We start from the raw sequence: 16,133 nt of genomic DNA, 5'->3' as shown, positions 1-16,133 counted from the left end.
GACGGGCAGTGCAGCCACCGCCCGATAATCTTTGCCGCTCACTGTAGCGGCGTTGGCTTAAGACAACCTTACGCGCTACGCCACGCTGAAGCCCAGCTTGCCGAGCAACTCGGCGCTGGCGCTGTCGTCGCATTGCACGGCCAGCGAAGACCACTCGCGGCGTTCCTGGTAGTGCTTGCGCAGGCGATCGAATTCACCCGGTTGCCCGGCAATTTTGCGCAGCGGCGCATCATCGCGGCGCACATCATACACCAAGTGCATCAAACGTTTTAACCGCGCTTCATCCAGCGGCCCGTTGAGGCGGATCTGGCTAAACTCCGGCACCGGCAGCAGCGTGGCCAGCGCCACCTGCTGCGGCTGCCCCAGATGGCGGCTGAAGGCCTCGAACACCTGAGTGGTGCCGCGCGCTTTGCCTTCCAGCGTATACCCGGCGATGTGCGCGGTGCCGATATCCACTCGCGCCAGCAGCGGCAAGGAGAGATCCGGTTCCGGTTCCCACACATCCAGCACCGTGCTCAGTTTTTTGCCTTTTTCCAGCGCCTGCAGCAGCGCGGCGTTATCCACCACCGGCCCGCGGCAGGCGTTGATCAGAATGCGGTTGTCCGGCAACGCCGCCAGCAGCTCGGCATCCGCCAGATGCAGCGAATGGTATGGGCCGGATTTATTCAGCGGCGTATGGAAAGTCAGCACGTCGGCCTCGGCCACCAGCTTCTCCAGCGGCCAAAACTCCCCGGCATCGCCGCGATCGGCGCGCGGCGGATCGCACAGCAGCGTGCGCACACCCAGCGCTTTGAGGCGCGCGTCCAGGCGCGAACCGACGTTGCCCACGCCGACGATACCGACGGTCTTATCCCGCAGGTGGAAGCCGTCGCGCTCGGCCAACAGCATCAACGCGGAGAACACATACTCGACCACCGCGATGGCGTTGCAGCCCGGTGCGGCGGAAAACCCGATGCCCTGCCGTTGCAGCCAGGCGTCATCGACGTGATCGGTGCCGGCGGTCGCGGTGCCGACAAAGCCAATGCGGCTGCCGGTCAATAATTCTTCATTGACCTTGGTGACTGAACGCACCATCAGCGCGTCGGCATCCGCCAGCGCCTCGCGCGGGATCGGGCGGCCCGGCACCGCCTGCACTTCACCCAAACGGCTGAACAGCTCGGCCGCGTACGGCATATTTTCATCAACCAGAATTTTCACTGCGTTCTCCGACGGTTTACGGCTATTTGTCTGCGAAATAGTGTGCCACTGAATCAGGCACGGCGAAAGCGCTCAGGGGTGGTGCCGGCGATCTGCTGGAACATGACGATAAACGCCGACGCGGAGCTGTAGCCGACGTCCAGCGCCACTTCCTGCACGGTTTTGCCCTGCTCGAGCAACGACACGGCGTGCAGGAAACGCAGGCGCTGGCGCCATTCGCTGAACGACATGCCCAGATCCTGCTGGCAGCGGCGCGACAGCGTGCGCTCGGTGGTGTATACCCGGCCGGCCCACACCGCCAGCGAGGTGTTATCCGCCGGGCAATGTTCCAGCGCCTCCAACACCGGCGCCAAAAACTTGTCGTCCGACGACGGCAAATAGGTTTGCTGGCGCGGTGACCGGCTCAGTTGGTCGATCAGTACCTGACACAGGCGCATATCCTCTTCCGTCTGCGGAATGTACTGCTTGCGCGCATAGAAATCCTCGGCGATGGCACGAAAGATCGGCGTCACGCTCACCAGACAAGGCTCGGCCGGCATGCCGGCGCACAGCGTCTGCATGATGTCCACCATGCGGCACTGCGCCAGCCGCTGGTTGTAGCAGGAGTGTTCGGCGCCCGCCGGCGCCCATAGCACGAACTCCGGCGGTGCCAGAAAGCGCTGCCCGCCGATGCGCAGCACCATCACCCCGGCTTTTACCCACATCAACTGGCCCCAGGTATGGCTGTGCGGCTGGAATTCGGTGCGGGCGTTGAACTCCTCGCAGCGGAACTGCACCGGATTGGGCGCGGGGATCAGCGACTCGGGAAAATGGCGGATTTCTGGCATGATTTCGTCCCGTGATTTGTCTTGTTTACGCCGATTTTTGTCTGAATATCACTATATATGATAAACCGGACACGCGTAGACTAGCCAGCATGTTAGACGTTATTGAGAATAATTATCATGAATATGCTTTTCCCGCTGTTGGCCGTGCTGATTTGGTCGATTAACGCCGTCGTCAGCAAACTCTCCGCCACCGCCATCGATCCGGCAGCCATCTCGCTCTACCGCTGGCTGCTGGCGCTGATCGCCCTGACGCCGTTCGTGCTGCCAGGCGTGATCCGCCACTGGGCGCAGGTGCGCGCCAACTGGTGGAAACTGATGATCCTCGGCCTGCTGGGCATGGTGCTGTACCAAAGTCTGGCCTATTACGCGGCACACAGCGTCAGCGCGCTGTTTATGGGTATCATCGTCTCGCTGATACCGCTGCTGACCATTCTGATCAGCATCGTGCTGTTACGCATCGCGCCGACCGTCGGCGTGCTGCTCGGCAGCATACTCTCCTTCGGCGGCTTGATCTGGTTGGTCAGCGGCGGCCAGCCCGGCGTGCTGCTACAGCACGGTATCGGCAAGGGGGAATTGATGATGCTGGCCGCCACCGCGTCTTACGCGCTGTACGGCGTGTTGACCAAGCGCTGGGCCATCGCGCTGCCGAACTGGCAATCGCTGTACGTGCAGATCTTCTTCGGCGTGCTGCTGTTGCTGCCTAATTTCCTGATGGCGCAGGATGTCGGGCTGAACGGCCACAACCTGCCGCTGGTGCTGTTCGCCGGCATTCCGGCTTCGATCATCGCGCCGTTCCTGTGGATCCAGGGCGTCATGCGCCTGGGCGCCAACACCGCCTCGATCTTCATGAACCTGGCGCCGGTGTTTACCGCCGCCATCGCCGTGCTGTTCCTGCATGAGCAACTGCACGGGTACCACCTGATCGGCGGCGGTATCACCCTGCTGGGCGTGGTCTTGTCGCAACGGCTACGCACGCCGCTAACCCGCAAGATCAAGGCCCCGGCGGCCAACGCCGAGTCCTGCAAAGAACAAGCCTAACGCAAGAGTCTGAAACGCACCCGCACCAACAGGCCGCCCAGCGCGGCGGAGCTCAGCAGCTCCGGGCGGGTGCCGTGATAGGCGGTGATATCCTTCACCAACGCCAATCCCAAGCCGGCTCCCGGCTGATCGCCAACGTTGTCCAGCCGATGAAACGGCTGCAACGCCAGCGCCTTGTCCTGCAAGGCGATGCCGGGGCCGCTGTCTTCAATCTCCAGCACACCTTCCCCCGCCGCCTTGTCCAGCGTTAAGCGTGCGGTAACCACGCCCTGACGCGGCGTGTATTTCAACGCGTTATCCAGCAGGTTGGCGCACAGTTCGGCCAACAGCAGCGGCTCCCCCGCCACCTGACACGCCGCTTCGCCTTCGAAGCCGAGATCGATCTGTTTGCTGCGCGCCTGCGGCAAGCGCGAAAAACAGGCGTCGCGCAGCACCTGCGCCAGATTGACCGGCTGCAGCTTACGGTCGGCGTGGTGTTCGCTGGCCTTCAGGCGTGAAAGATGCAACAGACGGTCAGTCAGCGCCACGGTGCTATCCAGCGTGGCGCTCATCGCCTGCAGGCTTTCGCGCCACTGCTGCGGCTGATCGCTGGCCAGCGCCACCCCGGCCTGGGTCTTCAGCACCGCCAGCGGCGTGCGTAACTGGTGAGAGGCATCGGCGCTGAAGCGTTCCTGACGCGCCACCATCAACCGTAACCGTTCGATATAGCGATTGAACGCCAACAGCAGCGGCTGCATCTCCGACCACGGCAGAACCCGCGGCAAGGGCGTCAGTTCGCCCGGATCGCGCCGCAGCATGATGCCGGAGAGTTTACGCATCGGTTTCAACACCCGTTTCAACAGCGCAAACGCCAGGATCAGGGTCAACACCACGACCGTGCCCTGGCTCAGCAGCGCCGCAATCATCATCTGCCGCGCCAGATAACGGCGCGATTCCAGGGTTTCCGCCACCAGAATGGTCGCCATACCGCTGACGCCCGACTCGTTGACCGGTTGAAACAGCGCCGCCACGCGGATCGGCCGGCCGAGGTATTCCGCATCGTAAAAATGCACCAGCGCCGGATAGAGCGTGGAGCGCGGGATATGGGGCGGCAGCGACGGCAGATCGTCATAGCCCGAGATGCTTTTCCCCTGCGGCGAGATCACCTCGTAATAGAGCTGATCGTTCATGTTGCGCTCGAAACTGTCGAGCACCACGTAGGGCACATCGACCGCCAGTTTGCCTTCGCGCACCACCAGCCGCTCCGCCACGGTGCGCGCCGACGCCAGCAGCGTGCGGTCGTAAGCCAGGGTAGCGGCGCTCATGGCGCTGAAATAGTGGGTGTAAATCGAGATGCCGCCCAACGCCAGCAGCGGCAGGCCAAAAAACAGCAGCAGTTGATAGAACAGCGAGCGCGGCGCGTTAAACCACCGCATTGCACAGCTCCAGGCTATAACCCAGACCGCGCAGCGTGACGATTGCCACATCGCTGCCCTGCAGCTTTTTCCGCAGACGGTGTACGTAAAGCTCGATGCTCTCCGGATTGGCCTCGTCGGACAGCGTAAACACCTGCTCAAACAGCTGTTGCTTGGCCACCGGGCGGCCACGCCGGTGCATCAGCGCGGTCAACACCGCCAGCTCGCGCGGCGTCAGCGCCAGCGGCTTGCCTGCCAGCAGGAAATAACCTTCATCGTGATAAGTCAGCGCGCCATACTGTAACGCCAACTGCGCGGCGCCGACGCTGCGGCGCAGCAGCGCCCGAATGCGCGCCTCCAGTTCATCCAACTCGAACGGCTTGGTGAGATAATCGTCCGCACCCAGGTTCAGGCCTTTCACCCGATCGGTCACGTCGGTGCGCGCCGTCAATAACAGCACCGGCAGATCCTGCCCGCGCTTGCGCAGCCGCGCCAACAGATCCAGGCCGTTCAAACGCGGCAACGCCACATCCAGCACCGCCAGCGCATAGCGTTCATGAAGCAGCAGGTGATCGGCTGCCACGCCGTCAGGAGCGACGTCGACGGCGAACCCGGCGCCGGTCAGCGCCTTTTGCAGCCAGTGAGACAGTTCAGGATGATCTTCAACCAATAACAGTCGCATGTTTCCATTCCATTGATTTGCCTGAACAACCTGGCGCCGATACGGCGTCCGTTAACAGGCCGATAACAGAGGATGGCATGGAAAATGGAGGGATAGAAGAGCGCCACACCGCCAGTTTTGAGAGCTGGTACACAATTATGCGTATGGGGCGCGATCGTATGGCGGCGTCAGGCTAGCGGGACGGGGCTGTTGGCAAGGGCCAGCTCCAGCACCGGACGCAACTTTTCCGGGGTGAACGGTGATGAAACCAATACGGAACGGTTGTTGGTGGCAAACACCAGATCGATACCGGTCACGCAGGCGCTCATCTGGCACGTATATTTTTCACCGTCAACGTTAGAAAAGTGCAATTCGAACACACCGATTTCCGCACGCAAATGCTTCAAACGGCAGCCGCCGGCTTCGCCAACCATATCGGCGTAAACCTCTGGCAGCCTTTTGATTGCACGGACTTTGGCATTATCCTTACCGCCAAATAGTTTCCCTAATAAAAACATACAATTATCACCATATTGATTTTATTTATCATCATTTTATCGCGAAAGAAGCACGGCAAACCTGATATTACGCAGGATTTTGGCGGGCTTTGCGCCCTGTTCTTCTTTTCTGTTCTATGTTAACACCCCCGCTATTTGCTCGCGACAAGAGACCCTAGTCACAGACTGGAAAATTTTCCGGCCGCTGAAAGGTAAATGAAAGGTTGTTGTTTTAACAATCCTGCAACCGCACCCGGCGGGATTCACAACCAGACAATACCGAGGGCAAGTCACAATGAAAAAAATAATGACCCGTACCTTTACCGCCGCCGCCCTGTTGCTGGCGGCCAATCAGGCCTTTGCCGTGGAAGCCCCCAAACGCACCGAATGCATCGCACCGGCCAAGCCCGGCGGCGGCTTCGATCTGACCTGCAAGCTGATTCAGGTCTCGCTGCAGGACACCAAGGCCATCGATAAACCGATGCGCGTTACCTATATGCCCGGCGGCGTCGGCGCGGTGGCCTACAACGCCATCGTCGCGCAGCGCCCGGCGGAATTCGGCACCGTGGTGGCCTTCTCCGGCGGTTCGCTGCTCAACCTGTCCCAGGGCAAGTTCGGCCGCTACAACGTGGATGACGTGAAATGGCTGGCGGCGGTCGGCACCGATTACGGCATGATCGCGGTGCGCGCCGACTCGCCTTACAAAACGTTGAAAGACCTGATGGACGCCTTCCAAAAAGATCCCAACAGCGTGGTGTTCGGTGCCGGCGCCTCCATCGGCAGCCAGGACTGGATGAAAACCGCGCTGCTGGCGCGTGAAGTCGGCGTGGATCCGCGCAAGATGCGTTACGTGGCGTTCGAAGGCGGCGGTGAGCCGGTGACCGCCCTGCTGGGCAACCATATCCAGGCGGTCTCCGGTGACCTGAGCGAGATGGTGCCTTACCTGCAGGGCGACAAAATCCGCGTGCTGGCGGTGTATGCCGAGCAACGTCTGCCGGGCCAGTTGGCCGACATCCCGACCGCCAAAGAGCAGGGATACAGCCTGGTGTGGCCGATCATTCGCGGCTTCTACGTCGGGCCGAAAGTCAGCGATGAAGAGTACCAATGGTGGATCGACACCTTCCAGAAAATGATGGCGACCGACGAATTCAAGCAGCAGCGCGATTTGCGCGGCCTGTTCGAATTCAACATGACCGGCAAAGAGCTGGACGCCTACGTGAAAAATCAGGTTGCCCAATACCGTGAGCAGGCGAAAGTGTTCGGCCTGGCCAAATAACCGCAGGGGAAAACCATGAGCGATCGTATTTTTGCCGGCTTTTGGCTGCTGCTGTGTATCGGCGGGCTGTTCATCGGCTGGGGCATCCAGAGCGAATACAGCTATGAACCGCTGGGGCCGCGCCCGTTCCCGCTGGCAATCCTCAGCCTGATGGCGCTGTGCGCGGCCCTGCTGTTGCTGCGCCGCCCGCAGGCAGTGGAGTGGCCGCACAACAAAGTGCTGCAACGGCTGCTGGTACTGGTGATCACCCTGGTGCTGTACGCCTGGGGCTTTGAATGGCTGGGCTTCCCGCTGGCGACCGCGCTGCTGACGTTCAGCATCGGCCTGCTGTTTCAGGCCAGCCTGCCGGCGGCGGCGATCTCCGGCGTCATCATGGGCACAGCGCTGTACTACGCCTTTGACCGCCTTCTCGATGTCACACTGCCGCTCGGCGCCTGGCTGAGCTAACGGGAGCGATGATGGAAACCTGGATGTATTTGACCCAAGGGTTCGAAGTGGCGCTGGTGCCGCAGAACCTGATTATCGCCCTGATCGGCTGCTTCGTCGGCACCATCGTCGGCCTGCTGCCGGGCCTGGGGCCGATCAACGGCGTGGCGATCCTGCTGCCGCTGGCGTTCGCCCTCAAGCTACCGGCCGAGTCGGCGCTGATCCTGCTGGCGACGGTATACATCGGCTGTGAGTACGGCGGGCGCATCTCGTCGATTTTGCTCAACGTGCCGGGCGACGCGGCGGCGATCATGACCGCGCTGGACGGCTACCCGATGGCGCAGCAAGGGCGCGCCGGCGTGGCGCTGTCCATTTCGGCGGTCAGCTCGTTCTTCGGCTCGATGATCGCCATCGGTGGCATCATCCTGTTCGCACCGCTGCTGGCGCGCTGGTCGCTGGCCTTCGGCCCGGCGGAGTATTTCGCCCTGATGGTGTTCGCCATCGCCTGCCTCGGCAGCATGATGAGCCAGAACCCGCTGAAATCGCTGCTGGCGGCGCTGATCGGTCTGGGGCTGGCGACGGTGGGCGTCGATGCCAACACCGGCGTTTACCGTTTTACCTTCGACAGCGTGCACCTCTCCGACGGCGTGCAGTTCATCGTGGTGGTGATCGGCCTGTTCTCGGTCAGTGAAATTCTGCTGATGCTGGAAAGCACCAGCGCCGGGCAAAAACTGGTACGCAAAACCGGCCGGCTGCTGTTCAACCGCAAAGAGGCGGCGCAGTGCGCCGGCCCGACCCTGCGCTCGTCGGTGATCGGCTTCTTCGTCGGCATTCTGCCGGGCGCCGGCGCCACCATCGCCAGCGCACTGACCTACATGACCGAAAAGAAAATCAGCGGCAACAGCGACACCTTCGGCAAAGGCGACATCCGTGGCGTAGCGGCGCCGGAAGCGGCCAACAACGCTTCGGCCTGCGGTTCGTTCATTCCAATGCTCACGCTGGGCGTGCCGGGTTCCGGTACCACGGCGGTGATGATGGGGGCGCTGACGCTGTACAACATCACCCCCGGGCCGGCGATGTTCACCGAGCAACCGGATATCGTCTGGGGGCTGATCGCCGCACTGCTGATCGCCAACGTCATCTTGCTGATCATGAACCTGCCGCTGGTCGGCCTGTTCACCCGCATGCTGACCATTCCGCTGTGGTTCCTGGTGCCGGCGATCGCCGCGGTTTCAGCGGTGGGGGTTTATGCGGTGCACAGCACCACCTTCGATCTGCTGCTGATGGTCGGGTTGGGGGTATTCGGTTATATCCTGCGGAAAATGCATTTCCCGATGTCGCCGCTGATTCTGGGCTTCGTGCTGGGTGAGATGCTGGAGCAAAACCTGCGCCGTGCGCTGTCGATCAGCAATGGCGAATTCGGCATCCTGTGGAGCAGCAGCATCGCGCAAACGCTGCTGGTTTTGGCGGTAGCGGTGCTGGCGCTGCCACCGCTGCTGCGCCTGATGCGCAAACGCCGCCAACCGGCGACGGCGGCCAAGGCCGAGTAAAACGAAACGGGCGGGGATTTCCCGCCCGTTGTGTTTAACGGCGCAAGGCCGCAATTCCCCTTTCCAACGCATCGATATCGTCATCGGCGAGCAGGGGCTGAATCACCGCAAAGTCCGCCTCGGACAAGTCATAGAGGCGCAAAGCAAGCAACCGCGCGATGGTTTCCGGCGTGAACCGCCAACGGATAAACTTCGCCGGATTACCGCCGACGATGGCGTAAGGTTCGACATCGCCGGTCACCACGCTGCCGGCGGCGACGATCGCACCCTCGCCTATCGATACCCCCGGCATCAACATCGCCCGCATGCCGATCCAGCAACCGTCGCCCAGCCGGGTATCGCCTTTGGGCAAGTACGCCTGTTTGATGGTCGCCATAAACGGGTACAGGCTCAGCCAGTCGATGCGATGGGTGTGGTTACCGCCCATCAGGATCACCGCTTCGGCCGCGATGCAGACGTAGTCACCGATCAGCAAGCGGTCTATTTCACCCAACGGCTGCCACTGCCGGCTGACCGCGTCGCCGTGCAGGTAGCGCACCACCGAGCGTTCGAAGCCGTTATCCCAGCAGTCGCTGTAGTAGCTGTGGGTGCCTTTGACGATAATATTCGGGTTGGTCACCGTCTGATGCAGCAGTTCGGTTTTGGACCAGTGTTTTTCGGACATGGCGTATTCTCTTGTCACGGGAATAAAAGCCACGGAACGGAGTGTCTGTGGCCGTGTTGTCGTTCACTCAACACGGCCGATCAAGCGATAAGCGCTCGTTTCAATCTCGGGTTATTCATCATTACCGCCTCTTTTGCAAGGCGCAATGGTAGCCGATCACGCCTCGGTAGTCTTGCTTTTCAACAGCAGAACCCCGCCCATCACCAGTGCGCTGCCCAGCAGCTGCAGCTGATTCATGTTCTCCCCCAGCAGGAAATAGGCGATCACCGCGGTGAACACCAGCTCCAGCGACAGGATCAGGTTGGCCACCGCCAGCGGCAGCGTTTTCAGGCTGATGTTATACAACCCGAAGCCCAGCAGCGTCGGCCCGGCGGCCAGCGCCAGCAGCAACAACCAGCCGCTCCACTGGATGCCCTGCGCGCCATGCGACAGGAACCACAGATCGCCGGCCATGCCGTGGAACGCCGCCAGCGGGAACGCCGTCAGCGCCGCGTTGAATACCAGCTGGTACAGCGCCGAAAAACCGAACACGTACAGAATGGTGTTCCACACCGGATAACCGCGTTCGCTGGCCACCCGCCCACCGAGGGTATACAGGGTGTAGCCGATACCCGACAGCATCCCCACCAGCAGCCCCAGCAGATCGAAGTGGCTGTTCCCCATGCTGTCGCCGTTGCTGACCAGGAAGCAGCCGCCCAGGCTGATGGCGATCACCAGCAATTGGCGCAGCGCCAGACGTTCGCTGTACATCACCCAGCCGAGGAACACGGTAAAGCCCACCGAACAGTAGGACAGAATGGTCGCCACCGACGCGCCGTTCAGCGCCACCGACAGCGTCCACAGGCTGTTGAACAGCGCCAGCAGCAGCCCGTAAAGCGCGTAGAACACCACCTGTTCACGGCGCAAACGCGCCCACTGCGGTTTCACCAGCAACAGCAGCGGCAACAGCACCAGCGCCACCAGCGCCGCGCGCCAGAACGCCAGCACGAAGGTCGGCAGCTGATAGTACTCGGTCAGCGCGCGGATGATGATGGCGGTAAAGGCCAGCAGCATGGCGCTGATAATGGCGATGACGTAACCCTGACTGCTGCCCTGAAAAAGACGCGCACCGGGCAGCGCCGGCCGGGCGGAAACGCCTGACGGTAATGACATGGGATCCTCGGGAAAATGGCGACAAACATGCTCAGGCACACAGTGTAACGCGGCCATTTTTTCTCACTATAGCCACTTTGCGGCGTTGTCATGCAGGCCACTTTTCTGCGCTTGAAGCCCTGTTTACATGGGGTATAGTAAAAATCTCTCTCCATAACCGGGCCAATTTCGCATGCATATCCCGTTAGATCGCGAGCAAGACGTTCCGCTGTATTTGCAGATCGAAGAAGCGCTGCGGCGCGCCATCCTCACCGGCGTGTTCGTCGACGGCGACAAGCTGCCCTCGACGCGCACGCTGGCGGCCGAACTGGCGGTCAGCCGTCTGACGGTGGATAACGCCTATGCCGAACTGGCGGCCAAGGGATTTCTGCGCCAGCGGCGCGGCAGCGGCGCCTATGTCGCGCATCCGCAGGCGCAAGCGCGCCCGGCCCGGCCAAGCAGCGATTCCCCTTTCCCGCTGGAGAGCTTCACTACCCTCACCTCGCGGCTGGACGGCTATGCCGACGCCCCGCTGCCAGAAGGGCTGATCAACTTCGCCGCCGGCATCGGCAGCCCTAAGGTGTTTCCGCTGGAGGCATTTCGCAAGGTGCTGCTGTCGGTGCTCAGCCGCCACGCGGAAGAGGCCTTCAGCTACGGCGAATATTGCGGCTACTACCCGCTGCGCGATACGCTGAGCCGTATCCTCAGCGCACAGGGCATCCCCACGCAGGCGGAACAGGTGCTGATCACCAACGGTTCGCAGCACGCCATCAGCCTGGTGGTACAAAGCCTGCTGGCGCCGGGCGATACGGTGATCGTCGAAGAGCCGACCTACGCCGAAGCGCTGGGCCTGCTGCGCCAGCACCGCATCAATATCGTCACCGTACCGGGCGACCGGCACGGTATGCTGGTCGAGCGGCTGCCCGAGCTGCTGGCGCGCCACCGCCCTAAACTGATCTACACCATCCCCAATTTCCACAACCCGACCGGCCGTTGCCTGAGCGAAGCGCGTCGGCGACGCCTGTTGGCGATCGCCCAACAGGCCGGCGTGGTGATCCTGGAGGACGATTTCGTCGGCGATCTGCGTTACCAGGGCAAACAGCTGCCGTCGCTGCGTGCGCTGGCGCAGCCGGGCGCGGTGATCTACGTCAGCACCTTCTCCAAAATGCTGCTGCCCAGCATGCGCATTGGTTATCTGGTGGCGGACAGCGAACACTATCAGCGTTTCGCGCGGCTGAAACACGTCGACAGCTTCACCAGTTCCAGCCTGATCCAGCGGGCGCTGGACGCTTTCGTCACCGTCGGCCGTTATGACAAACAGCTGCGGCGCGCCGGGCGCGTCTACCGCCGCCATCTGGAGGTGATGATTGATGCCTTGCAACGGCGCTTGCCGCCGGGGTGCCGCTTCGAAACGCCGCAGGGAGGCTTGTTTATCTGGCTGACGCTGCCGGCGGCGGTGACCACCGCCGAGCTGATGCCGGTCGCCTGGCGATACGGAGTGACCTTCGCACGCGGCGAGTGCTTTTATGCGCAGGAACACCTGGGCGCGCACAGCCTGCGGCTGAATTTCGCCGCCAACTCGCCGCCGCAGATTGAAGAAGGTGTCGCCCGGCTGTGCCGGGCGATTGAGGAAGTGATGACGGAAAAAAATGCCGGTTAGAGGGCGGCCCACCACAGCCGCAGCTTCATCCCCCAGTAGCTGGTCCAGCCGGTGGTGCTTTGCACCACCTTGCCCTGCGAGACCACCACGAAGGTCGGCGTCACGCCAATCTGCCACTGCGCCGACAGCACGCCGGCCGGATCGTTGACCACCGGCAACGCCAGCCGTTTACGCGCCAGCCATTGCTCCACCTGGGCATCGTCGCCCGAACGCAGCGCGACGGTCAGCACGTTGCCCCCCTCCGCCTGCAAGCGGGCGACGTCCGGCGTGGTAAAACGGCAGACGCCGCACCAGCTGGCCCAGAAGTAAACCAGCAGCGGTCGCTCATGGCTGAGCTGCGCCAACGACACGCGCTCGCCGTCCAGCGTGGTCAGCGCCTGAGCATCGAAGGCCGGCGGCGCCTGCGGCGCGTTCAGCCAATCCATCACCGTCACCACTGCCAGTACGATCAGCGCCAGCAGCAACAACTCGCGCCCCCAGCGCTTGAGCTTAGCCATTTTTGGCCTTCGCCAGCTGCTGTTTCACCATCGCTTCCAGCTCTTCATACGATACCGCCCCCGGCAGCATCTGATCGCCGATCAGCGTCGCCGGCGTCCCCTGCACCCCCAATTGTTCCGCCAATTCCATATTGGTGCGCAGCGTGGTCATGCTCTGTTCGCTGGGCGCCACCGCCTTGACGCCGGTTTTCTCTTGCGCGGCAGCGATGCTGGCATTGTCGTGGAAACCTTTTTTCGCCATCAGCCGCTGGTGCAACACCCAGAACTGATCAGGGTGCTGTTGCCAGGTGGTGAGCGCCACGCGCGCCGAACTGACCGAGCTTTCGCCCTTGAACGGCAGCAGTTTCACCACCAGCGCCACGTCCGGGTATTGCTTGACGATCTTCTCCAGCATCGGGTCAAAACGCTTGCAGTACGGGCAGTTATAATCGGTAAAAGTCACCAGCATCAGTTTGGCGTTGGCGGCGCCCAAGCGCGGGCTGGCCGGATCCTGGTACAGCGTTTTGGCGTTCTGCTTGATAGCCTGGCTGATTTGCTGGCCGGCGGTTTGCTGCTGCCAGGCGTCTACCGCCTGCGCCAGAATGTCCGGGTTGGACACCAGCGTTTCGCGGATCATCTCTTTGATACGCGCCTCTTGCGCCGGGGTGAAAGGCTCGGCGGCCCACACAGGGGAGGCGATAATCATCAGTAAAATCAGTAGTTTTTTCATTGTTCGGTTCCTTTGGCATGGGAAAGCGTTTGCAGCACGGCGTCACGGGTCAACAGCGGGGATAACACCTCGCCGTCCGGGCGGCCGGGGCCATAGATTTGGTTGAAAGGCACGGCGACGCTGCCGCGCTTTTGCAGAAAGGCGCTGATGTCGGCCGACGGGCGGCTCCAGTCGCCGCGCAGCGCAACTACGTCGCCGGCGCTCAGCGCGCGCTGTACGTCATCGCGCAGCAGCACATTGAATTTGTTGGCTTTACAGGTCACGCACCAGTCGGCAGTCACGTCGACGAACACCCGCTTATGCTGGGCCAGCGCCTCGGTAATCGCCTGTTCGCTCAACGGCTGCCACTGCACCCGATCCTGCAACGGCTGGCGCCACAGGCTGGCGGTCAGCGATCCGGCCAGCAAGGCCACGCCCGCCAGCACCAAAATGCCCGCCGCCAGCTTGGCCGCCAACCGTGTGCCCTGTTGGCGCCACACCGCCAGCAACAACGCCAGCAGCGCCAACGCCCCCAGCCACAGCGTGGCCTGCACGCCGATATGATTGCTCAGCAGGCTCAGCAGCCACAGCGACGACGCCAGCATCAGCAGCCCCATCGCCAGCTTGACGGTATTCATCCAGCGGCCGGGGCGCGGCAACCGCAGCGCCAGCGATGGCCAGGCGGCGATCAGCAGCCACGGCAAGCTCATGCCGATACCGAGTGCGATAAACATGCCCCACAGTACCGGCAGCGACGCCGCCAGCGCGAAGGCCACCGCCGTACCGAGAAACGGCGCCGAGCACGGTGTCGCCAACAACGTGGCGAACGCCCCCTGCCAGAAATGGCCGCTCAGACCGCGCCCGTTATGGGTCGCCAGCGACGTATTCAGATCGGACGAGAGGCGCAGATGGAACAGGCCAAACAGGTTGGCACTGAACAGCAGCGTCACCAGCACCATAAAGCCGATAAACCACGGATTCTGGAACTGAATGCCCCAGCCGAGCGCATGGTTGCCGAGCCGCAGCAGCGTCATCAGTAATGCCAGCGCCATAAACGAGGTGACGATACCCAGCGACGACGCCAGGAACTGCAGCCGTACGCTGCGCCGGTCGCGCCGCTCCACCTGCAGGATGGAACCGAGTTTGATGCCCAGCACCGGCAGCACGCACGGCATCAGGTTGAGGATCAACCCGCCCGCCAGCGCCATCAGCACCGCCTGCCATAACGGGAATGCCGCACCGGCAGGCGCGGCCAGCGGATCGCCAATGGGTAACGTAATCTGCTGCGCCATGCCGCCGTCGTCAATCACCAGCGTCAGCGTTTTGCCGCGCAGATCCGGTGCCGCGTCGCCCCAGCCATCGCTGACCGGCACTCGCGCCAACAGCTGAGCGCCGTCGGTCGCGACCTGCGGTTTACCGAGATCGGCATCCGCCAGCGTATCGAAGAACAGCGCAGGCTGTTGCCAGCCGGCGGCGCGTTCGGCGAAGATCTGCAGCTCGCCGCTGCGGTACCCGGCCTTGACGCTCTCCGCCAACCCGGCGGCGATCGGCACCTGGCCCATCGCCTGCGCGAAGTCGTGGTTAAACTGCGGATCGTTCGGCGTCGTCAGATCCAGGCTGAACGGGTAGTCGGTCAGAATGCAGACGTTGCTGCAGGTGGACAGCGTCAGGGTGCCCGCCAGCGGGGTGGATACCTGACCTGGCATCACGATCGGCAGCGTGACCCGATCGTGATAGCCCTGGGTGGAAATGCCGGCCACCTCGAAACGCTGCGGCGTCGGCCAGTGCCAGGTCGCCGGCGGCGGGTTGCCCTGCCAAACGATAGCCGGCGCAATGCCGCCTTCGCCCGGCGAACGCCAGTAGGTTTTCCAGCCCTTTTGCAGCTCGACCGACAGCAGCAGGCGGGTCTCCCCCGGCTGTGACGTATCGGCGCGCAGCCGCACCTTGGCATGATCGTTGGCCGGAGTTTGCAGCCAGCCGCTGTCCGCCGCCTGCAAGGCAGGCAGCCACAGCATGAACAGGCAAGCGCAAGCCAGCCTGATAGTTTTCAACATGTTAATTCTCCATAAATGATTAATTCACCACGAAAATCGGGCGATTAACTCATTCATGGAAGACGCATAATCGAAGGTGCACCCTGAGGGTGGGCGGTGAAATGGCGCGGGGAGGAGGAATGCGCAGGCGCGCGGCAATGGTCGGCGCCAACAGCGCCAGCAACAGGCCCAGCCCGAACAGCACCGTTTCGAACATCACCGGCGGCGCGGCCAGCAATGACTTGGCGCTCAGCTCACAGGGCGTAGGCTGCGCCTCGGCGGCTTCATCGCTGGCCTGAACGGCGGTGGCGGCCGGGATCCCCAACGTTTGCTGCAACGCATGCAGACCCGCCATGCGCTGGGTCATGCACGTCAGCACCACCAGGCAAGCCAGGCATAAAAACCATTTTGCAATCCGCTGCCGTTTAACCATGCCATCCTCACGTTCGGGTCTGGGGTTATCTTAGCGACGCGGGCGCGATTAGCAACGTTTTGTCGGTAAAGAAATGTCTGAACGGCGGTATTGATGGCGGTGATTTACAGGTATCATAGTGAGTAAGCCTGCGCTTTTCGCCGGGTACGATGATGATTCTC

The 16,133-nt window shown here is 62.3% G+C and carries 16 protein-coding genes; 5 read left to right on the top strand and 11 right to left on the bottom strand.

The features are described 5' to 3' along the window. Window positions 1-75: 75 nt before the first annotated feature. Entirely contained in the window at window positions 76-1,197 is a 1,122-nt protein-coding gene (pdxB, locus tag BHU62_RS13915; protein WP_073532538.1) for a 4-phosphoerythronate dehydrogenase PdxB, read from the bottom strand. Window positions 1,198-1,250: 53 nt separating this feature from the next. Beyond that, window positions 1,251-2,024 (bottom strand): AraC family transcriptional regulator, encoded by a 774-nt coding sequence (locus BHU62_RS13910; protein ID WP_073532537.1) that lies wholly within the window; start codon window positions 2,022-2,024, stop codon window positions 1,251-1,253. 117 nt (window positions 2,025-2,141) lie between these two features. Between BHU62_RS13910 and BHU62_RS13905 the strand changes: the two genes are divergently transcribed. Next, window positions 2,142-3,062 carry a DMT family transporter gene (locus BHU62_RS13905; RefSeq protein ID WP_073532536.1) on the top strand — a complete coding sequence of 307 codons (921 nt, stop codon included), beginning with the start codon at window positions 2,142-2,144 and terminating at the stop codon, window positions 3,060-3,062. Here the strand turns inward: BHU62_RS13905 and BHU62_RS13900 are convergent. The 3 genes from BHU62_RS13900 to BHU62_RS13890 form a co-directional block, all read right to left on the bottom strand. Next, complete coding sequence (locus BHU62_RS13900; RefSeq protein ID WP_073532535.1) at window positions 3,059-4,477, bottom strand: sensor histidine kinase; 1,419 nt, start codon at window positions 4,475-4,477, stop codon at window positions 3,059-3,061. The genes BHU62_RS13905 and BHU62_RS13900 overlap by 4 nt on opposite strands. Next, the gene (gene tctD, locus BHU62_RS13895; RefSeq protein ID WP_073532534.1) at window positions 4,464-5,138 is read right to left on the bottom strand and encodes a transcriptional regulator TctD; all 675 of its coding nucleotides are present in this window, start codon (window positions 5,136-5,138) and stop codon (window positions 4,464-4,466) included. Before tctD ends, BHU62_RS13900 begins: the two co-directional genes overlap by 14 nt. 167 nt (window positions 5,139-5,305) lie before the next feature. Continuing rightward, the gene (locus tag BHU62_RS13890; protein WP_073532533.1) at window positions 5,306-5,635 is read right to left on the bottom strand and encodes a hypothetical protein; all 330 of its coding nucleotides are present in this window, start codon (window positions 5,633-5,635) and stop codon (window positions 5,306-5,308) included. A gap of 274 nt (window positions 5,636-5,909) precedes the next feature. Here BHU62_RS13890 and BHU62_RS13885 point away from each other — a divergent pair, with 274 nt between their 5' ends. From BHU62_RS13885 to BHU62_RS13875, 3 genes are read left to right on the top strand one after another with little or no spacing between them, the layout of a single operon-like run. Further along, window positions 5,910-6,890: a Bug family tripartite tricarboxylate transporter substrate binding protein gene (locus BHU62_RS13885; RefSeq protein ID WP_025160161.1), complete on the top strand. Its 981-nt coding sequence runs from the start codon at window positions 5,910-5,912 to the stop codon at window positions 6,888-6,890. A 15-nt stretch (window positions 6,891-6,905) separates the two neighbouring features. After that, a complete protein-coding gene (locus BHU62_RS13880) occupies window positions 6,906-7,337 on the top strand; it encodes a tripartite tricarboxylate transporter TctB family protein (RefSeq protein WP_073532532.1) in 432 nt (143 codons plus the stop codon). Window positions 7,338-7,348: 11 nt separating this feature from the next. Next, window positions 7,349-8,866 carry a tripartite tricarboxylate transporter permease gene (locus BHU62_RS13875; RefSeq protein WP_073532531.1) on the top strand — a complete coding sequence of 506 codons (1,518 nt, stop codon included), beginning with the start codon at window positions 7,349-7,351 and terminating at the stop codon, window positions 8,864-8,866. A gap of 34 nt (window positions 8,867-8,900) precedes the next feature. On the opposite strand, the gene BHU62_RS13870 is transcribed toward BHU62_RS13875, so the two are convergent. Both BHU62_RS13870 and BHU62_RS13865 read right to left on the bottom strand, forming a co-directional pair. After that, on the bottom strand, window positions 8,901-9,530 hold the full coding sequence (locus tag BHU62_RS13870; protein ID WP_073532530.1) for a CatB-related O-acetyltransferase: 630 nt from the start codon (window positions 9,528-9,530) through the stop codon (window positions 8,901-8,903). A gap of 156 nt (window positions 9,531-9,686) precedes the next feature. Beyond that, window positions 9,687-10,682, bottom strand: a complete 996-nt coding sequence (locus BHU62_RS13865; protein WP_073532529.1) for a DMT family transporter — start codon at window positions 10,680-10,682, stop codon at window positions 9,687-9,689. A gap of 172 nt (window positions 10,683-10,854) precedes the next feature. Between BHU62_RS13865 and BHU62_RS13860 the strand changes: the two genes are divergently transcribed. Then, entirely contained in the window at window positions 10,855-12,321 is a 1,467-nt protein-coding gene (locus tag BHU62_RS13860; RefSeq protein WP_073532528.1) for a PLP-dependent aminotransferase family protein, read from the top strand. Here BHU62_RS13860 and BHU62_RS13855 read toward each other — a convergent pair. From BHU62_RS13855 to BHU62_RS13840, 4 genes are read right to left on the bottom strand one after another with little or no spacing between them, the layout of a single operon-like run. Beyond that, a complete protein-coding gene (locus tag BHU62_RS13855) occupies window positions 12,318-12,818 on the bottom strand; it encodes a protein disulfide oxidoreductase (protein ID WP_073532527.1) in 501 nt (166 codons plus the stop codon). The genes BHU62_RS13860 and BHU62_RS13855 overlap by 4 nt on opposite strands. Beyond that, window positions 12,811-13,527 (bottom strand): DsbA family protein, encoded by a 717-nt coding sequence (locus BHU62_RS13850; RefSeq protein WP_073532526.1) that lies wholly within the window; start codon window positions 13,525-13,527, stop codon window positions 12,811-12,813. The genes BHU62_RS13855 and BHU62_RS13850 overlap by 8 nt, the downstream gene beginning before the upstream one ends. After that, window positions 13,524-15,560 (bottom strand): protein-disulfide reductase DsbD family protein, encoded by a 2,037-nt coding sequence (locus tag BHU62_RS13845; RefSeq protein WP_073532525.1) that lies wholly within the window; start codon window positions 15,558-15,560, stop codon window positions 13,524-13,526. Before BHU62_RS13845 ends, BHU62_RS13850 begins: the two co-directional genes overlap by 4 nt. A gap of 49 nt (window positions 15,561-15,609) precedes the next feature. Further along, window positions 15,610-15,972: a copper resistance protein gene (locus tag BHU62_RS13840; RefSeq protein WP_073532524.1), complete on the bottom strand. Its 363-nt coding sequence runs from the start codon at window positions 15,970-15,972 to the stop codon at window positions 15,610-15,612. Between the last annotated feature and the right edge of the window lie 161 nt (window positions 15,973-16,133).

Origin of the sequence: Serratia marcescens (assembly GCF_001902635.1) — a bacterium.
Classification (GTDB): Bacteria; Pseudomonadota; Gammaproteobacteria; order Enterobacterales; family Enterobacteriaceae; genus Serratia; species Serratia marcescens_F.
The sequence above is the reverse complement of the archived record's forward strand: the minus strand, read 5'-3'. Positions and strand labels throughout refer to the sequence as shown.